The organism is Pantoea sp. ICBG 1758 (genome assembly GCF_002928325.1).
In the GTDB taxonomy this organism is placed as follows: domain Bacteria; phylum Pseudomonadota; class Gammaproteobacteria; order Enterobacterales; family Enterobacteriaceae; genus Pantoea; species Pantoea eucrina.
Genome location: NZ_POWL01000003.1, coordinates 378640 through 397197 on the forward strand (window position 1 = coordinate 378640; position 18558 = coordinate 397197).

The following is an 18558-nucleotide window of genomic DNA, read 5'->3' on the forward strand; positions in this document are numbered from 1 at the left end:
ACAAATCAACGCCGGTTGGACATCGCTGGCCGTGGTCACAGAATGAGGAGGCATGAACGCCAGCAACCTCAGCAAAAGCTGTTAGCGACATAATACGCAGAGCACAACCGGCACGCCTCTGGCTGTAAAAAGCGCGTCACTGCTGGCGAGCTATATCGCAGCGTAAACCTGCCGGGCTGACGCTACGGCACTTCTGTTTTCGTCAGGCTGTCCGTTGCCTCTCAATCTCAGTCAGTAACTTCTGGACTAACCCTGCAGCAAAACGCTGTCGGCTAACAAGCTCATCTTCGTCTTCATCGTTCTCGCTATGGAAACGTGCATAGGCAACGGGGGACCAAACCACCGACAAGTCTCAGAGTTTCTCTCAAATTTCCAAAGGCGCTTAACAGTGTAAGCAGCGTCCTCTCGCATGCCAGTGTGACATTTTGATCGTATCCAGCCGCTGTACGAGGTTTCAATTCCGTTGCCATAAAGACTCCAATCGTTCTCTGATATGTTGCGCCAGTTCCTTGTTACGGCCCCGACCATCTAATAAGTCCAGATACAGAATGTAAGGACTGGCGAAAAAGGCAGGCTGATCCGAGCGCATATATCGATAAAGCAAGCTCGCAGGTTCGCGCTCGATGAGCGTAACGTTTGCCCCTTTACTCACTGGCTTCAGGCCTAATCTATCAGCCATCTTATCCGCATAGCCCCTGGGCACAATGATTTCTGCTCCCTCAGTACTGGTCAGCAGTGGAGCATAAACATTCGCTGCAGCAGCACCCGTAAATGCCCACGGATAATCCACTTTCTGACGGTCTATCTCTTCCGCCAGGTGAGCCAGCAGATGCTCGGGCGTTTCGACAAAGGTGTACCACTTTGACCTTTTTTCTTTACGCCCCTGCCACTGCTCAGACCAGGCGTCTAAAAGCTTATCAGGGTGAGTGAGCATTCTGCGCTTGCCCGGTCCTCTACCAGTAGACTCCACCCATTCACGCAGCGTCAGCTCCTGCAGGACGAGAGAGCAGGTGTATGGAGATGTTTCGGCTTTTTCGGCCAGTTCTGCACCGGTTAACCACTTATGACTATTCATCAGAAGCGCATGTATTACACTTTCCCGAGCCTCAGTGAAAAGCTCAATGCCATGAGTGTTCTTTTTGGTACGGTGGGAAGGCTTTTCGATGTTAATGAGCCAGCCTTCATGCTTCAGATAAAGGCTGCCCCCCAGCTCGAATGAGGCGATATTTTGATTCCTGAGCTCCTGTTTAGCCCCGGGACTCAACTCACCTGCAGCAAGCAGTCCAATCGCTTCGTGACAATCACTGGTTTCATCTATGCCTCTGCGAAGCTGGTAGACAGCATTTCTCAGGTCTCTTGGGTAGACCTTTTTTTTGACGTCGACGAATACCTGCAGGGTTTTACCAGGAGTCTTGATCACAATCTTGCCATCAAGTTCAACTCCAGCTTCGGGAAGCTCGTGTGAGGCATTCAGTACAGAAGCTTTGGAGCCGAAGGCTTCAGCAATAGCTTCCCTCAGTGCATCCAGCATCTGTTGTTCGAATTCTGAATAATGTGCGTAATGGCTCATAACATTCGTTTCCAGCCCGTTATTAGCTGTGCAAAAATAAAGCTAGCTTAGCTAATATTAGTCATAATTGCATCATTAGCTGCGCAGCTAATAATTATTCTAAGGCTAATATTGCTCTTTCCTGCTTTACATCAGCTGACGCGTTCATACAGATAAAATATGCCACTCTTTTTTCTCCTGGCTGTCATGCAGGATCTTTGGATCAAAAAACGGATATGAATTGATATTTGATGAGTGCCGAAAGTACAAAATAAAAAGCCCCTGTATTAACAGGGGCTTGCGCATATATTTTAAAAGGTGACTTATCAGTCAGCTTCAGAACGGGATATCGTCGTCGAAATCCATTGGCGGTTCGTTGTTCGCCGGTGCGCTCTGCTGCTGTGGACGCTGCTGCGCGCCGCCGCTGAACTGATTGCCGCCCTGAGACTGCTGCTGCTGCTGCGGCTGCTGTGGCTGACCCCAGCCGTTGTTATTTCCGCCGCCGCTCTGGCCGCCCATCGGTGCGCCACCTGCATTCGCACCGCCCTGCTGACGTCCGCCCAGCATCTGCATGGTGCCGCCTACGTTGACAACAACCTCGGTGGTATATTTTTCCTGACCGCTCTGATCCTGCCACTTGCGCGTACGCAGCTGACCTTCAATATAGACCTGTGAGCCTTTACGCAGATATTCGCCGGCAACTTCAGCCAGTTTGCCAAACAGCACAACGCGGTGCCATTCGGTGTTCTCTTTGTTTTCACCGGTCTGCTTGTCACGCCAGCTTTCAGACGTGGCCAGCGTGAAGTTGGCTACAGCGCCACCGTTTGGCATGAAACGCACTTCCGGATCCTGACCCAGATTCCCGACAAGAATCACTTTGTTTACGCCACGACTGGCCATGTTGCTCTCTCCCGATGAGTTGATGCTATAAGTCTAAACGACAAAGTTTAACACGTCCTGATCTATGATGGATACTTTGGAGCGTGCTTCCAGTTTTGCGTCTCTAGTGTACCAAAGGATAAAACTACTGGATATTTATTCAGGTTATTTTTTGTGCCATAATGATGCGTTTCTATCCGTTATGCTTTGCTGGCATAGCGGGTGTAGTTCAATCCGGGAAAGGTGAATGGATAAGATCGAAGTCCGCGGTGCTCGCACCCACAATCTGAAAAATATTAACCTGATCATTCCACGCGATAAGCTGATCGTTGTCACCGGTCTCTCAGGTTCCGGGAAGTCATCGCTGGCGTTTGATACGCTCTATGCCGAAGGTCAGCGGCGCTATGTAGAGTCCCTCTCTGCTTACGCGCGCCAGTTTCTCTCGCTGATGGAGAAGCCGGATGTCGATCACATCGAAGGCCTGTCGCCCGCCATTTCCATTGAGCAGAAATCGACTTCGCATAACCCGCGCTCGACGGTGGGTACTATTACTGAAATCCACGACTACCTGCGCCTGCTGTTTGCCCGCGTGGGTGAGCCACGCTGTCCCGATCACGACGTCGCGCTTGCGGCGCAGACCGTAAGCCAGATGGTGGATCAGGTGCTGGCGCAGGAAGAGGGTCGCCGCCTGATGCTGCTGGCACCGGTGGTGAAAGATCGCAAAGGTGAGCACACCAAAACGCTGGAAAACCTGGCGGCGCAGGGTTACATCCGTGCCCGCATCGATGGCGAAGTGTGCGATCTCTCCGATCCGCCGAAACTTGAGCTGCAGAAAAAGCACACTATTGAAGTCGTCATCGATCGTTTTCGCGTGCGCGACGATCTCGCCACGCGTCTGGCGGAGTCGTTTGAAACCACGCTTGAACTCAGCGGCGGCACCGCGATCGTGGCGGACATGGACGATCCTGACAGCGAAGAGATGCTCTTCTCCGCCAACTTCGCCTGCCCGATCTGCGGCTACAGCATGCGTGAGCTGGAACCGCGCCTGTTTTCGTTCAACAACCCGGCCGGCGCCTGTCCAACCTGTGACGGCCTTGGCGTGCAGCAATACTTCGATTCCGATCGCGTGGTGCAGAACCCTGAGCTGTCGCTGGCGGGCGGTGCGATTCGCGGCTGGGATCGCCGCAACTTCTACTATTTCCAGATGCTGCGCTCGCTCGCTGAGCATCTCGATTTTGACGTAGAGGCGCCGTTCAGCAGCCTGAGCGACAAAGCGCGTCAGGTGATCCTGTATGGCTCGGGCAAAGAGAATATTGAATTCAAATATATCAACGATCGCGGTGACACTTCCGTGCGGCGTCATCCGTTTGAAGGGGTGCTGCATAATATGGAGCGCCGCTATAAAGAGACGGAGTCCAATGCGGTGCGCGAAGAGCTGGCGAAGTTTATCAGCAACCGCGCCTGCACCAGCTGTCACGGTACCCGCCTGCGCCGCGAAGCGCGCCACGTGTTTGTTGAAGATACTAACCTGCCTACCATCTCTGAAATGAGTATTGGTCATGCGATGGAGTTTTTCACCAACCTTAAACTGAGCGGCCAGCGCGCAAAAATTGCTGAGAAAGTCCTGAAAGAGATCGGCGATAGGCTGAGTTTCCTGGTCAACGTCGGCCTGAACTATCTCTCCATGTCACGTTCGGCTGAAACGCTCTCCGGCGGCGAGGCGCAGCGTATTCGTCTGGCCAGCCAGATTGGCGCGGGCCTGGTTGGCGTCATGTACGTTCTTGATGAGCCCTCTATCGGGTTACACCAGCGCGATAACGAACGCCTGCTCTCGACCCTGATCCACCTGCGCGATCTCGGCAATACCGTGATTGTGGTAGAGCATGACGAAGACGCGATCAGAGCGGCTGACCATATCATCGATATCGGTCCGGGCGCGGGCGTGCACGGCGGACAGATAGTGGCTGAAGGTGATGTACACGCCATTATGGCGCATGAAGAGTCGCTGACCGGCCAGTTCCTGAGCGGCAAGCGCGAAATCGCAGTGCCGGCCGAGCGGGTGAAAGGCGATCCGGCTAAAGTGCTGAAGCTCACCGGCGCGCGCGGCAATAACCTGAAGGATGTGACGCTGACGCTGCCGGTTGGCCTGTTTACCTGCATTACCGGCGTCTCCGGCTCCGGGAAATCAACGCTTATCAACGATACGCTTTTCCCGATCGCGCAGCAGCAGCTTAACGGTGCAACCAGCGGTGAAGCGGCACCTTATCGTGAGATCGCCGGCCTTGAACACTTCGATAAAGTGATCGACATCGATCAAAGCCCGATCGGGCGTACGCCACGATCTAACCCGGCGACCTATACCGGCATTTTTACGCCGGTGCGTGAACTCTTTGCCGGTGTGCCGGAGTCGCGCTCGCGCGGCTACAATCCGGGCCGCTTCAGCTTTAACGTGCGCGGCGGACGCTGTGAAGCGTGCCAGGGCGATGGCGTGATCAAAGTGGAAATGCACTTCCTGCCCGACATCTATGTGCCGTGCGATCAGTGTAAAGGCAAGCGCTATAACCGCGAAACGCTGGAGATCAAGTACAAAGGCAAAAGCATTCACGAAGTGCTGGAGATGACGATTGAAGAAGCGCGCGACTTCTTTGAAGCGGTCCCGGCGCTGGCACGCAAGCTGCAGACGCTGATGGATGTCGGCCTCTCCTATATCCGTCTCGGCCAGTCCGCCACCACGCTCTCCGGTGGTGAGGCGCAGCGCGTCAAGCTGGCGCGTGAGCTGTCGAAGCGCGGTACCGGACAGACGCTCTATATTCTGGATGAGCCGACCACCGGCCTGCACTTTGCCGATATTGCGCAGCTGCTGGAAGTCCTGCATCAGCTGCGTAATCAGGGCAATACCATTGTGGTGATTGAGCATAATCTGGATGTGATTAAAACCGCAGACTGGATCGTGGATCTGGGTCCCGAAGGCGGCAGCGGCGGCGGTGAGATCCTGGTCGCCGGTACGCCGGAAACCGTGGCAGAGTGTGAAAAGTCACATACCGCACGCTTCCTGAAACCGATGCTGAAGAAGTAAGCCTTTTCTGTCTGCGCCTTTACCATTATCAGGCCGCCCTCCGGGGCGGCTTTTTATTTGCCGGTTATTCAGACGTGCCTGATTACGCAACAAAATGCAGAAACAGGCAAGAATCAGACAACTTCAGGCATGGTCGCATCCAGGCGAGCTGACTACGCTTATAGCGGTCTGCTTGCAACGCTGCCTCAGCGTTGCGGCCTTTCGAACTCCGTAAGGCGTTTGCATACCCTACTCACGACACATCCGACTGGAGACACCATGAATATTACCCATGCCTGGGCTGCACAGGACGCCAAATCAAAACTCGCCCCGTTCGACTACAAACCGCGCGAACTGCGTGAGCATGATGTGGAGATTGAAGTGCTCTATTGCGGCGTCTGCCACTCCGATCTGCACCAGGCGCGCAACGAATGGAACAACACAATTTTTCCGGTCGTACCGGGCCATGAAATTGTCGGTCGCGTAACCGCCGTGGGCGCGCACAGCCATAAATATCAGCCCGGTGACCTGGTGGGCGTTGGCTGTATGGTTGACTCCTGCCGCAGCTGTCCGAGCTGTCAGGAAGGGCTGGAGCAGTATTGCGAAGAGGGCATGACAGGCACCTACAACGGCCAGGATCGCGAAACCGGCGCGGTCACCTACGGTGGCTACTCCACCAGCATGGTGGTCAACGAAGATTTTGTGCTGCGCGTGCCGGAAAACCTCGACCTGGCAGGCGTTGCGCCGCTGCTGTGCGCGGGGATCACCACCTATTCGCCGCTGCGCCACTGGAATGTCGGGCCGGGCAAAAAAGTGGGTATCGTAGGCCTCGGCGGCCTGGGCCATATGGGGGTGAAAATTGCCCATGCGATGGGCGCGCAGGTCGTGCTGTTTACGACATCGCCATCAAAAGTCGAAGATGGCAAACGTCTTGGCGCTGATGAAGTGGTGATATCTAAAGATGCCGATCAGATGGCGGCCCACGCTAACAGTTTCGATTTTATTCTGAACACGGTAGCCGCACAGCACGATCTCAACCCGTTTATCACCCTGCTGAAGCGTGATGGCAATATGACGCTGGTCGGTGTGCCCGAGCACGATCATCCGGCACCTCAGGTGGTTAACCTGATTTTCAAACGCCGCAGTGTCTCTGGCTCGCTGATCGGCGGCATCGCTGAAACGCAGGAGATGCTCGATTTCTGTGGCAAGCACGGCATCACCTCAGACATTGAACTGATTGCCATGGATCAAATTAATGAGGCGTATGAGCGCATGCTGAAAAGCGATGTAAAATATCGCTTTGTCATCGATATCAATACCCTGCGCGATACGCCTGCGGCGTAACGGCTCAGGCGTTGTGCTGGCTGGCGCCCGCCGCGTGCGTGGCGTCGGCCTGCTGGTAAGAGGCGTCAACCAGATAGTAAATCTGCGAATCCTTCAGCGATCCATCCAGCCACAGCGTGCTCCAGCAGGATTTATTCAGGTATTCGCTGGGAAAGACGTCGCTGTGCTCTTCACGCAACAGTTCAGCCAGTGCGGGAGAGGTTTTCAGCGTCACCGCCGGCCGCCCTGCTTTCTCATAAAGCATGGCAAACAGCACACCGTGGCTCTTAATCTGCGTTGCATCCCACGCCTCTTTAATGTCCTGTTCTGCGGCGGGTTTGCTCATGCAGTAGGTCAATAGCTCAGAAATCGTCATTGGTTATTCCCCTTGTAAAGTCGCGACGATGCGTCTTGCACCGCCCTGTATGCGATGTTCGCCCAGCCAGATGCCCTGCCAGGTCCCCAGCATCAGCCGCCCGCGACTGACCGGCAGCAGCAGTGAAACGCCCAGCAGTGACGACTTGATATGGGCAGGCATATCGTCTGCGCCTTCATAATCGTGCTGCCACCCTGCGTTTTCAGGCACCTGGCGTAAGAAATGCTGCTCCATGTCGCTGCGCACGGTGGGATCGCAGTTTTCATTCAGCGTCAGCGACGCGGAGGTATGCTGTAACAGCAGATGCAGCTGGCCGATGCGCACGCCATTGAGGCCGTTAAGCTGGCTTAAGATCTCATCGGTAATGAGGTGAAACCCGCGCGCTTTTGCGCTCAGGGTGAGGGTCTGTTGCTGCCACATAGCAAAGTCCTAAAAAAACAGGTCTCTTAAGTGTGCAGCATGTTGGCGAAAGGTAAACCCTGCCGCAGGAAAAAGCATCAGCCTGCCTGGCAGACGCAAAAAAAAACCATCCGCATTAAAACGGATGGTTCGTGGTGTCGCGTCCGGCAGTTACATAACGGCAGCAAACGCCTCTGCAACGCGTTTAACGTTACTGCGGTTCAGACCAGCAACGCACATACGCCCGCTGGCGATAAGATAGATCCCGAACTCATCGCGCAGGCGATCAACCTGCTGTGCGCTGAGACCGGTGTAGCTGAACATACCGCGCTGCTTCAGCAGATAGTCGACATTTTTACCCGGCAGAATTGCCTGCAGCTCGCTGACCAGCGCCTGGCGCATCTCCGCAATACGCAGGCGCATCGCTTCAACTTCTGCCAGCCACATGTTCAGTAATGCGGCATCATTCAGCACGCAGGAGACTACCTGCGCACCAAAATTTGGCGGACTGGAGTAGTTGCGGCGCACGGTGGCTTTCAGCTGACCCAGCACCCGTCCCGCTTCTTCAGCGCTGTCGCAGACCACAGAGAGCCCGCCCACGCGCTCGCCATAGAGCGAGAAAATCTTGGAAAATGAGTTGCTCACCAGCGCCGGCAGACCCGCGGCTGCGATAGCGCGAATGGCGTAAGCATCCTCTTCCATTCCTGCACCAAAGCCCTGATAGGCGATATCGAGGAACGGGATCAGCTCCTGCGCTTTCAGCACGGCGGTGGTCTCATCCCACTGGGCGTCAGTGAGATCGGCGCCGGTCGGGTTATGGCAGCAGGGATGCAGCAGCACAATGGCATGCTTCGGCAGCGATTTCAGGCAGCGGATAAATGCGTCAAACTTAACGCCGTTGGTCTCAGCATCGTACCAGGGGTAGGTGTTTACCGCGAAGCCCGCGCCGTTAAAAATCGCTACGTGATTTTCCCAGGTCGGATCGCTGACCCAGACCTCTGAGTGCGGAAAATAGCGCTTCAGGAAATCAGCCCCCACTTTCAGCGCACCGGAACCACCCAGCGTCTGAATAGACGCGATGCGTCCCGCTTTCAGCACCAGGTGTTCGTGACCAAACAGCAGCGGCGCAATGGCGTTGCGGTAAGGGCCTAAACCTTCCATCGGCAGATAGAGTGATGCCTGATGCGGCTGCGCCTGCAGACGCTCTTCAGCTGCCGCAACGGCCTGCAGCTGCGGAACGATCCCTGCTTCGTTGTAGAACAGGCCGATACTGAGATTGACTTTATGCGCGCGCGGATCTTGTTTGTAGGTTTCCATCAGCGACAGAATCGGATCGCCGGCGTAGGCATCAACGTTTTGAAACACGGTGCAGATCTCCATAAAAATGCATGAGTAAGCGTAAGACGGCGCTTTTATACCTGATAGCGGCCAGGACGATGGTTCAGCGCAATGATAAGGTTAAGGATCGCCGCGCCCGCAACAGAGGCCAGCAGCATCGGTAGCGGTACGACAAACAGCGAGGCGCATACCACACAGGTATCAACCATCATCTGTAGCTTCCCGGCACGCAGACCGGTGCGATCCTGCAGCCAGAGCGCCAGAATATTGATACCACCCAGGCTGGCTTTGTGACGAAACAACACTATAAACCCGATCCCCATGACCACGTTACCGAACAGTGTCGCATAAAAAGGATTTAATGCCGAAAAGTGGATAAACAGCGGATGCAGCTGTGTGAACAGGGAAACCAGCGCCACGGCACCAAAGGTTTTGCAGGTAAACTCCCACCCCATGCGGCGTATCGCCAGCCAGTAAAACGGCAGATTGATGGCAAAAAAGGCGGCGCCGAAAGAGGAGGATGAAAGGTAGCTGATTAAAAACGCGATACCGGCCGTTCCGCCGGTCAGCGCGCCCGCCTGCTTCAGCAGCATGACGCCAAATGAGACCATCAGCGTTCCCAGCACGATAGCCAGCGCATCTTCGATGCGGGAGTGAGGAGCCGCCACTGGCTGAGCGATGTTGTCCATCAGGAGTTCTCTGTGCAAATAAAAGCGATATAGCTGCAAAAAACGCACCACTCCGGCCTCGCTGCTGCTTAGCCGGAGGGTGCCAGCGAATATCCCATTGATATCTAAGGCGCTTTATTGCACAGTTTTATGCATGAATCAGAATAAAACCGTTGATTCATGCACAAATTCGGTCTTAATCGCGAGAAATAAGCAGAGAGAGGGAGTCTGATGCACTTTTATGGCGCATTATGCACCTTTATGGCGCACTTTGTGCGCAGGCTTCATCATCAGGCCATTCTCTTTCAGCCGGTTGAGTACCACCGCCGTTTTAACGTGCGACACGCTCTGATGGCCCGCCACCAGCTGGCTGATCAGCGCGCTCAGCGAAGCGAGATCGGCCACCGCCACTTTCAGCAGATAGTCAGCGTCTCCGGTGGTTTTAAACGCGTCAACAATGGCGGGTTCTGCTTCTACCATCTGCAAAAAGTTATCTTCGTAATCGGGCGTATGGTTTTTCAGCCGCACTTCAATCAGTCCGACCATGCCGAGACCCACCGCATCAGGCGACAGCCGGGCATGATAGCCAAGGATTAAATTCGCCTGTTCAAGATTGATGCGGCGGCGTGAGCATTGTGATGCGGATAACCCCACCAGATCGCTCAGTTCCTGATTGGTAAGACGGCCGTTAGATTGTAATAGCGTCAATATCTTAAGATCGTAATCATCTACCTGCGTCATTCTGATCCCACAGCGTTGTCACATTCGCTTTGGCACAGATAACCTGATAGCGGACCGCCTTGTCCAACACTATTTTCTGATGACGTGAGGTGCATGCACAAAACGTGCATGCACTGGCAGGCAAAGGCTTATTCGTCGTCGTATTGCGGGCCGGCGTAGTTGTCAAAGCGCGACCACTGGCCGTTGAAGGTAAGACGCACGGTACCGATCGGCCCGTTACGCTGCTTGCCGATGATGATCTCAGCGATGCCTTTCAGATCGCTGTTTTCGTGATAAACCTCATCGCGGTAGATAAACATGATCAGGTCAGCATCCTGCTCGATCGATCCTGATTCACGCAGATCGGAGTTAACCGGACGTTTGTCGGCGCGCTGCTCCAGTGAACGGTTTAGCTGCGACAGCGCCACGACCGGCACATTCAGCTCTTTGGCCAGCGCTTTCAATGAACGCGAAATTTCGGCGATCTCCAGCGTACGGTTCTCGGAGTGCGACGGCACGCGCATCAGCTGCAGATAGTCGATCATGATCATGCTCAGACCGCCATTTTCGCGGAACACGCGGCGGGCACGCGAGCGTACTTCGGTTGGCGTCAGGCCGGAAGAGTCATCAATAAAGATGTTTTTCTTCTCCAGCAGAATACCCATCGTGGCGGAGATGCGCGCCCAGTCCTCATCTTCCAGCTGGCCGGTACGAATACGCGTCTGGTCCACGCGCGACAGAGATGCCAGCATACGCATCATCAGCTGCTCGCTGGGCATCTCCAGACTGAAGATCAGCACCGGTTTCTCATTGAGCATCGCGGCGTTTTCGCACAGGTTCATGGCGAACGTGGTTTTACCCATTGAGGGACGCGCCGCCACGATAATCAGATCGGACCCCTGCAGGCCAGCCGTTTTTTTGTTCAGATCCTGATAGCCGGTATCTACGCCGGTTACGCCATCGTGCGGCGTTGAGACCAGCGCTTCAATACGGGACACGGTGGCTTCAAGGATCTGCTCAATGTTCTGCGGGCCGTCATCTTTATTCGCGCGCTGCTCGGCGATTTTAAAGACGTTGGATTCGGCAAAGTCGAGCAGATCTTCACTGCTCCGCCCCTGCGGATCGTAACCGGCGTCAGCAATCTGGTTAGCAACCGCGATCATCTCACGCACTACCGCACGTTCGCGCACGATATCTGCATAGGCGCCGATGTTAGCCGCACTTGGCGTATTTTTCGCGAGTTCGGCCAGATAGGCAAAGCCGCCCGCCATCTCCAGCTCGCCGCGCGTTTCCAGCGACTCTGACAGCGTGATCAGGTCGATAGGCTGGCCCAGCTCCAGCAGCCGCTGCATCTCAGCAAAAATCATGCGGTGTGAGCGGTTAAAAAAATCGTCTGCGACAACGCGCTCAGAGACGTTGTCCCAGCGCTCGTTGTCCAGCATCAACCCACCCAGCACCGACTGCTCCGCTTCTATGGAGTGCGGCGGCATTTTTACGCCTTCCAGCTGCCGATCGCGGGGTTCGTTCGATTTGTTGGTGGGTTTGTTTCCTGCCATAGTGAATGCATTACCGATCGTGAAAGGGACGCGCAAGTATACCGCCCCCGGATGAACATTCACAGGAGTCAGCATGGCAAAGCGTATTCAGTTCAGTCAGCACGGTGGCCCGGAGGTTTTGCAGTGGGCAGATTTTGATCCTGCCGATCCGGCTGAGCATGAGGTGCAGGTAGAAAACCGGGCGATAGGCATCAACTATATCGACACCTATGTGCGCAGCGGGCTCTACCCGGTTTCAGCCTTTCCTTCCGGACTCGGTACCGAAGCGGCAGGCGTGGTCAGCAAAGTGGGCGCAGCGGTCACGCGTTTTCAGCCTGGCGATCGGGTGGTTTACTGTCAGGCCGCTCTGGGCGCTTACAGTGAACTTCACAACGTTGCGGAAGAGCGGCTGGCGCTGCTGCCGGAGAGTATCTCTTTTGAAACGGCGGCTGCCTCATTTCTTAAAGGGCTGACAGTCCAGTATCTGCTGCGACAAACCTGGAAAGTCAAAGCGGATGAGACGTTTCTGTTTCATGCTGCCGCAGGCGGTGTGGGTCTGATTGCCTGCCAGTGGGCCAAAGCGCTGGGTGCACATCTTATCGGCACGGTGGGTTCTGCCGAAAAAGCGCAGATTGCCAAAGCGGCTGGCGCATGGGCCACCATCAACTATCGCGAAGAGGATATTGCACAGCGCGTCAGCGAACTGACGCAGGGGAAAAAAGTGGCCGTGGTGTATGACTCTGTCGGTAAGGATACCTGGGAACCATCGCTCGACTCTCTGCAGCGCCACGGGCTGCTGGTCAGCTTTGGCAACGCCTCCGGCCCGGTAACCGGCGTGGATTTAGGAATTCTTAATAAGAAAGGCTCTCTGTTTGTCACCCGCCCGTCGCTGTTTGGCTATATCACAAACCGTGAGGAGCTGGAGCAGGCGAGCAGTGAACTCTTTTCCCTGATAGCCAGCCGCGCCATTCAGGTAAACGTACCGGAGCAGCAGAAGTTCCCGCTGCGCGATGCCATGCGCGCGCATCAGATACTGGAGAGTCGTGCGACCCAGGGCTCCAGCCTGCTGCTGCCCTGATGCAGGCAAAAAAAGAGGGCTTCCTGAAGGAAGCCCCTGATTCTTTTTTTAGTTCGCGCTGGTGTAGGGACAGCGGTACTGAATCTGTATACGTATAGTGGCAGAAAACATAAGTAAAAAATATGTTTACGTTTTATTTAGCGCCAGCGGAATTCAGCGCTGTGATCTGAGCCGCATTTTTTATCAGCCGCGTCGCTCCATCCTGCTGATTTTTCTCCTGAGCCGGTTCAGTCTGGTGCTGCTACCCGGTGTGGTAACGCTGCGCCAGACCCAGACGGCGACCACGGCCAGCAGCAGCCAGGGTAACAGTTTTATAACAAAGGCAAACAGGCCGGTTAAAAACATCAGCGCGGTGGCAACGGCTAAAGCCGCAATCACCCCTAGCAGGGAAACGCCGGTCAGCAACAGCATTAAAAAGAACCCAAGCACAAATACAATTTCCACGTCTATTCTCCTCTGTCAGGACTCTGCTGACAGATACAATTTTCGTGCCAGATCGGTTAATTTATAAGATATTGATTTAAAAGTATTTATTCAGGGCACTGCGGTAGAAGTGGTGAAAAAAACCAGGTTTCAGGCAAAATAAAACCGCACCATTTCTGCTGCGGTTTTCAGAGCGCGCGGATTACGCTTCCTGGGGGATGCGATCGGCCACCAGCGCCAGCGCGGCTTCCAGCACCCGCACATCAGCACCCGGTTTATGGGCATTTTCGCTCAGATACCGTCGCCACTGACGGGCACCCGGAATACCCTGAAACAGCCCCAGCATATGCCGGGTGACGTGCCCCAGATAAGTGCCCTGCGTCAGTTCCGCTTCGATATAGGGATACATTGAACGCACAACGGCGACCAGATCCACTGCCGGCGTTGTGCGGCCAAAAAGCTCGCGGTCAACCTGCGCCAGCACGGAAGGATTTTGATACGCTTCGCGGCCCATCATCACGCCATCCAGATGCATCAGGTGCGTCTTGGCCTCTTCAAGCGTTTTTACCCCGCCGTTGATCGCCATGGTCAGCGCCGGAAAATCACGTTTTAGCTGATAAACGCGCGGATAGTCCAGCGGCGGGATCTCCCGGTTCTCTTTGGGGCTCAGGCCTGACAGCCAGGCTTTGCGAGCGTGAATGATAAAGGTGTCGCAGCCGCCCCGCTCTGCCACGGTGCCGGTAAAGTCGCGCAGAAACGCGTAGCTGTCCTGCTCATCAATACCGATGCGGGTTTTTACCGTGACCGGAATAGAAACCACATCGCGCATCGCTTTAATGCAGTCAGCCACCAGGTTCGCATCCGCCATCAGGCAGGCACCAAAACGACCGTTCTGTACGCGGTCGGAAGGACAGCCCACGTTAAGGTTGATCTGATCGTAACCGCGCGCTTCAGCCAGTCGGGCGCACTGCGCCAGCGCCGCCGGATCGCTGCCGCCCAGCTGCAGCGCAACCGGATGCTCCTCTTCGCTATAGGCAAGGTAATCGCCTTTGCCATGAATAATCGCGCCGGTCGTCACCATTTCGGTATAGAGCAGCGTATCGCCGGTCAGCTTGCGATGAAAATAGCGGCAGTGACGATCGGTCCAGTCGAGCATCGGCGCGATAGAGAAGCGTTGCGAAGAGAAGTTATCAGTCATGAAGCGCAGTAGATCCGGAGTTAAATGATGAGAAACTGCGCAATGATACCACAGCCGTCACGGACGACACAGCCGCCCGTGACAGACCCGTCAGAAGTTAAAGCCGAGCTGTACCATCGCACCCCAGGTACGATCTTTACCGGCGGAGCCCGCGAGATCCAGATGCACCGCATTATTAAACGGCGACAGCCCGAGGCCGGCGGTAACCACGTTAACGTCATTTGATTTCAGATCGGCGCGATAGCCTGCCCGCAGTGCCAGCCAGTCGAGCACGCGATATTCCGCGCCTGCGCCCGCATACTGGCTGCTCTCCTGCGACTTAAAGCGTTTGGTTTCCGTCAGGTCCACATCGCCGGTCAGGGTAACCGGCCCGCGCTCCCATGCCAGTCCGGTTGTCACCAGCGGACGGATTTGATAGGTATCGCGATAGCCATTGACGACTTTGGTTTCCAGATCGCGTGAGATCAGGTTCTGCCCGGTCAGACCAAACGTCCAGTTTTCAGCAAACGCGGTTGCGAGACCGGCATCAACGTTAAAGCCGGTGTCTGAACTGCGATAGCGTCCGTTTTTAAGATCGTTTTTATCGTAGTTATAGACGCTGGCGCTGTAGTTATAGAGCCATGTCTTCTGCAGCTTGGGCGTAATACCGAGCGAGACCGGATGACCGGCAACCGTGAACTCATGCGCCATGGCGATACCATAATCGGTGACCAGCGCTGCCAGTCCGTTCGCGCTGGAGCGCAGGTTATCCTGATCGCCCGGCTGCGGAAACGCCCCGTTTGCCAGACTATCCAGATAATCGATATCGCTCTGAGCCACATTGGCCCGGATATGGGCGGTGCCATAGGCTTTGGTAATAAAAGCAAACGGCAGCGTCGCATTGGGAACGGTGACGGCCAGCGCAACGCCAGCGGTGGCATCCGCTTTGTTACCTTTAAGCCCGCGCAGCTGATCGGCCATATCACCGGCTGCGGCACGCAGTTGCGGTACCGCATTGATGGCGGCAAACGGATCCGAGATGAGATTCGCGTTGATGTTATCAATCACGTCGCGATAGCGATCAACCGTATCGGTGATGTCATCAATGCGATCGACCAGCTTGTCTTTATCCGTCACCTGTAACCCGGCAGAGGGAAAAATAATGCCGGCGTTCTCTTCCGGCTGCGCGCGTGTCATCAGCGCGGGGTTAGCCAGCACGGCAGAGCTCCAGTGCGACGATGCGACACCGGTTCCGCCCATCGCATCATTGCGCGCATCATACCAGGTTCCCGCGGCCAGCGCTGAAGAGGAAACCAGCAGCGCGTTTAAACCAGCAAAATAAGCCACCCGGGCCAGCGTAAAGCGTGTTGTCATCATGAGGCTGCTATCACCTTAAAAAATTATTGAGTGTCGCGTAGGCGAAATAATGGTGTTAACCGCTATTCTGAATGGCGGCTAACGCTTCATTGCTGTGAACTGAAAGGGATAAGCACTGCTGTTCGCAGAATTGGACACGATTGCGTCACACTGCGCTTTTTTTAGCCACTCAGGCGAATTATTGCTCTTATAAGGCCAGTGATAACTTTAGCCTGCCTGAACCATATCGGGAATCTGGTCACTTGCAAAGCAAAAATAGCGCGCTAAACACGCTTAAAATTGCCGGATAAGTGTGATCGACAGCACGCTTCGGCCAGGGCAGGCAAAAACAGCATGGGCGGATGGAGTGTGATAAAATAACATCACCTGTTAGCCGGAGAACATTATGTCAACTCTTACCCCAGCGCAGCTGCTGACCCAGGTCGAGGCGCTCTGTCTCGATCGCGGCGTGCGTCTTACGCCACAGCGTGCCGAAGTACTGCGCCTGATGGCTGAGCAGAAAGGTTCTGTCAGCGCCTACGATCTGCTGGATCAGCTGCGTATGAGTGAGCCTCAGGCGAAGCCGCCCACGATTTACCGCGCCCTCGACTTTTTGCTGGAGCAGGGATTTATCCACCGCGTGGAGTCCAACAACAGCTATGTGGTCTGCCATCATTTCAATGAGCCGGCCCACAGCTCTGTCATGCTGGTTTGCGACAGCTGTGCCGCAGTGAGTGAACAGCAGGCGCACGGCGTGGAAAAAATCATTGCGGGACTGGCTGACCAGGCAAACTTCAGCCTGCGCCATACGGTAATTGAAGCGCACGGCCTGTGCGAAAACTGTGCGGAAATTGCCGCCTGTACACAGCACGCCAGCTGCGCGCACGATCATGAAGCGATGAGTAAAAAACGCGGCAAAAAGGGCTGAGCGCACGCCTGAAGGCATGCGGGCGGGTTATGCTCTGAAGCGGGGTGGCACTAGCTGTGTGGATCGTTGTGCCGGCTTTCCCATTCGTTTACTTCGCGCTCCGCTTCTGCTCTGGCATAGCCGTAGCGCTCCTGAATTTTGCCGATCAGCTGCTCGCGTCTGCCTTCGATCACGCTCAGGTCATCATCGGTCAGCTTGCCCCACTGCTCTTTGCATTTTCCTTTAAACTGTTTCCAGCTGCCACTCGCTTCATCTCTGTTCATTGCATCTCTCCCCGGTTTGCTGAGCCAGACGGTATGCCACCACAGCGCGGGCTGAACCGCCGTATAACCCGCGTGCTGTCACGTTAAGGTTAACCGCTGCAGCACAAACTGCCAGTTTTGTGGGCTACCGCCTGACCGGCTGCTATCACACGCTGAACCAGCTGTCGCGCTGCCAGTGATGACGCCAGATCAGCCCGAGCGTAATGCCTCTCAGCGCGAGAAATACGGTAATAGCCAGCCATAAACCATGATTCCCGAGCCACGGCAGCGTCAGCAGCGTCAGCGCATAGCCCAGCGCCGCCAGCAGCATGCTGTTGCGCATATCCCGGCCGCGCGTGGCTCCGATAAACATCCCATCCAGCAGATAGCACCAGACGCCAGCCAGCGGCAGGATCACCTGCCAGATCAGATAGCGGTCAGCCGCCTCACGCAGCGACTCAATCGAGGTCAGCAGCGCGATAATTGCCGGACCGCAGAGGGCGTAAATCACAGCGAACAGCAGCGCCACAATGCCCGCCTGCCGGCAGGCGGCATACCAGATCAGCCGCAGCCGGCTGCGATCGCCTGCGCCGGTCGCCTCACCGGAGCAGGCTTCCACCGCATACGCAAAACCATCCAGCGCATAGGCAGTAAAAGTCAGGAACATCAGCAATACCGCATTGACGGCGACCACGTCAGCGCCGAGTCGCGCGCCCAGTAGCGTCAGTGAGGCGAAGCAGAGCTGCAGCAGCAGCGAACGCAGCATGATGTCGCGGTTAAGCCGGAACAGGCGCGCGGCGTCGCCGCGCCAGCTGGCTTTAAGCAGCGAAAATGATATGCCGCGCAGCGCCAGCACCCGCGCCACCATCCATAGCCCCACGGCCAGCGTCACATAGTCCGCGACGGCGGTGGCCGCTGCGGCACCCGCCACGCCCCAGTGCCACTGCAGAACAAACAGCAGATCGAGCAGGATATTCACGACGTTGCCGGTAATAAGCAGCACCATCGGCGCGCGCGCATACTGTACGCCGAGCAGCCAGCCGAGGATCACCAGATTTGCCAGCGTGGCAGGCGCGCTGAGCCAGCGGATAGCGATAAAGGTTTGTGCCTGCTGCTGCACCGCCTCGCTGCCGCCCATCAGCGCGGCTGCCAGCTCGCTGACCGGCGTTCGTAGCGCAATGAACAGCACGCCTGCCGTCAGCGCAATCAGCATCGGCTGGATCAGCGCCCGCGCCAGCGCTGGCTTATCGCGGGCGCCGAACGCCTGCGCCGTCAGGCCAGTGGTGCTCATCCGCAAAAAGAGCAGCAGCATAAAGACAAAGCTGGTGGCCGTTGCACCCACGGCTACGCCGCCGAGGTAAACCGGGCTGTCGAGGTGGCCAATGATAGCCGTATCCACAATGCCCAGCAGCGGTACGCTGATGTTAGAGAGGATCATGGGCAGCGCCAGGCGCCAGAGCGTGCGATCAGAAGAGGTAAACAGCGGCATCAGCCAGTCCTGTTATTGCGGGC

The 18558-nt window shown here is 55.9% G+C and carries 17 protein-coding genes; 4 read left to right on the forward strand and 13 right to left on the reverse strand.

Features of this window, described 5'->3' with window-relative positions; all coding sequences use genetic code 11:
- Positions 1–454: 454 nt before the first annotated feature.
- Together C1Y41_RS13500 and C1Y41_RS13505 are read right to left on the reverse strand one after the other, a co-directional pair.
- Positions 455–1570 (reverse strand): type IV toxin-antitoxin system AbiEi family antitoxin, encoded by a 1116-nt coding sequence (locus C1Y41_RS13500; RefSeq protein ID WP_104085614.1) that lies wholly within the window; start codon positions 1568–1570, stop codon positions 455–457.
- Between the two features lie 315 nt (positions 1571–1885).
- Entirely contained in the window at positions 1886–2449 is a 564-nt protein-coding gene (locus C1Y41_RS13505; protein WP_104085615.1) for a single-stranded DNA-binding protein, read from the reverse strand.
- Positions 2450–2675: 226 nt separating this feature from the next.
- Between C1Y41_RS13505 and uvrA the strand changes: the two genes are divergently transcribed.
- Both uvrA and C1Y41_RS13515 read left to right on the forward strand, forming a co-directional pair.
- The gene (gene uvrA, locus C1Y41_RS13510; protein ID WP_039382007.1) at positions 2676–5504 is read left to right on the forward strand and encodes an excinuclease ABC subunit UvrA; all 2829 of its coding nucleotides are present in this window, start codon (positions 2676–2678) and stop codon (positions 5502–5504) included.
- A gap of 258 nt (positions 5505–5762) precedes the next feature.
- Positions 5763–6827: an NAD(P)-dependent alcohol dehydrogenase gene (locus C1Y41_RS13515; protein ID WP_039382002.1), complete on the forward strand. Its 1065-nt coding sequence runs from the start codon at positions 5763–5765 to the stop codon at positions 6825–6827.
- A 4-nt stretch (positions 6828–6831) separates the two neighbouring features.
- On the opposite strand, the gene C1Y41_RS13520 is transcribed toward C1Y41_RS13515, so the two are convergent.
- From C1Y41_RS13520 to dnaB, 6 genes are all read right to left on the reverse strand, one after another.
- The gene (locus C1Y41_RS13520) at positions 6832–7182 is read right to left on the reverse strand and encodes an MmcQ/YjbR family DNA-binding protein (RefSeq protein WP_039381999.1); all 351 of its coding nucleotides are present in this window, start codon (positions 7180–7182) and stop codon (positions 6832–6834) included.
- 3 nt (positions 7183–7185) lie between these two features.
- Entirely contained in the window at positions 7186–7602 is a 417-nt protein-coding gene (locus C1Y41_RS13525; RefSeq protein ID WP_071668448.1) for a secondary thiamine-phosphate synthase enzyme YjbQ, read from the reverse strand.
- 150 nt (positions 7603–7752) lie between these two features.
- Positions 7753–8946 (reverse strand): amino acid aminotransferase, encoded by a 1194-nt coding sequence (locus C1Y41_RS13530; RefSeq protein WP_104085640.1) that lies wholly within the window; start codon positions 8944–8946, stop codon positions 7753–7755.
- A gap of 47 nt (positions 8947–8993) precedes the next feature.
- Positions 8994–9608 (reverse strand): YitT family protein, encoded by a 615-nt coding sequence (locus tag C1Y41_RS13535; protein WP_039381991.1) that lies wholly within the window; start codon positions 9606–9608, stop codon positions 8994–8996.
- Between the two features lie 228 nt (positions 9609–9836).
- Complete coding sequence (locus tag C1Y41_RS13540; RefSeq protein WP_039381989.1) at positions 9837–10328, reverse strand: Lrp/AsnC family transcriptional regulator; 492 nt, start codon at positions 10326–10328, stop codon at positions 9837–9839.
- 128 nt (positions 10329–10456) lie between these two features.
- Complete coding sequence (gene dnaB, locus C1Y41_RS13545) at positions 10457–11863, reverse strand: replicative DNA helicase (protein ID WP_039381986.1); 1407 nt, start codon at positions 11861–11863, stop codon at positions 10457–10459.
- Between the two features lie 73 nt (positions 11864–11936).
- On the opposite strand from dnaB, the gene C1Y41_RS13550 reads away from it, so the two are divergent.
- Positions 11937–12920, forward strand: coding sequence for a quinone oxidoreductase (locus tag C1Y41_RS13550; protein WP_039381983.1), 984 nt, complete (start codon positions 11937–11939; stop codon positions 12918–12920).
- 183 nt (positions 12921–13103) lie between these two features.
- Here C1Y41_RS13550 and pspG read toward each other — a convergent pair whose 3' ends face one another.
- From pspG to C1Y41_RS13565, 3 genes are all read right to left on the reverse strand, one after another.
- Positions 13104–13364, reverse strand: coding sequence for an envelope stress response protein PspG (pspG, locus tag C1Y41_RS13555; RefSeq protein WP_104085616.1), 261 nt, complete (start codon positions 13362–13364; stop codon positions 13104–13106).
- A gap of 181 nt (positions 13365–13545) precedes the next feature.
- Positions 13546–14541 (reverse strand): tRNA dihydrouridine(20/20a) synthase DusA, encoded by a 996-nt coding sequence (dusA, locus tag C1Y41_RS13560; protein ID WP_071668450.1) that lies wholly within the window; start codon positions 14539–14541, stop codon positions 13546–13548.
- Positions 14542–14631: 90 nt separating this feature from the next.
- Positions 14632–15894, reverse strand: coding sequence for a conjugal transfer protein TraF (locus C1Y41_RS13565; RefSeq protein ID WP_166714333.1), 1263 nt, complete (start codon positions 15892–15894; stop codon positions 14632–14634).
- A gap of 388 nt (positions 15895–16282) precedes the next feature.
- Between C1Y41_RS13565 and zur the strand changes: the two genes are divergently transcribed.
- Positions 16283–16804 (forward strand): zinc uptake transcriptional repressor Zur, encoded by a 522-nt coding sequence (gene zur / locus C1Y41_RS13570; RefSeq protein ID WP_071668451.1) that lies wholly within the window; start codon positions 16283–16285, stop codon positions 16802–16804.
- A 50-nt stretch (positions 16805–16854) separates the two neighbouring features.
- Here zur and C1Y41_RS13575 read toward each other — a convergent pair whose 3' ends face one another.
- Complete coding sequence (locus tag C1Y41_RS13575; protein ID WP_071668452.1) at positions 16855–17067, reverse strand: CsbD family protein; 213 nt, start codon at positions 17065–17067, stop codon at positions 16855–16857.
- Positions 17068–17212: 145 nt separating this feature from the next.
- Positions 17213–18535: an MATE family efflux transporter DinF gene (gene dinF / locus C1Y41_RS13580; RefSeq protein ID WP_039381969.1), complete on the reverse strand. Its 1323-nt coding sequence runs from the start codon at positions 18533–18535 to the stop codon at positions 17213–17215.
- Positions 18536–18558: the final 23 nt, after the last annotated feature.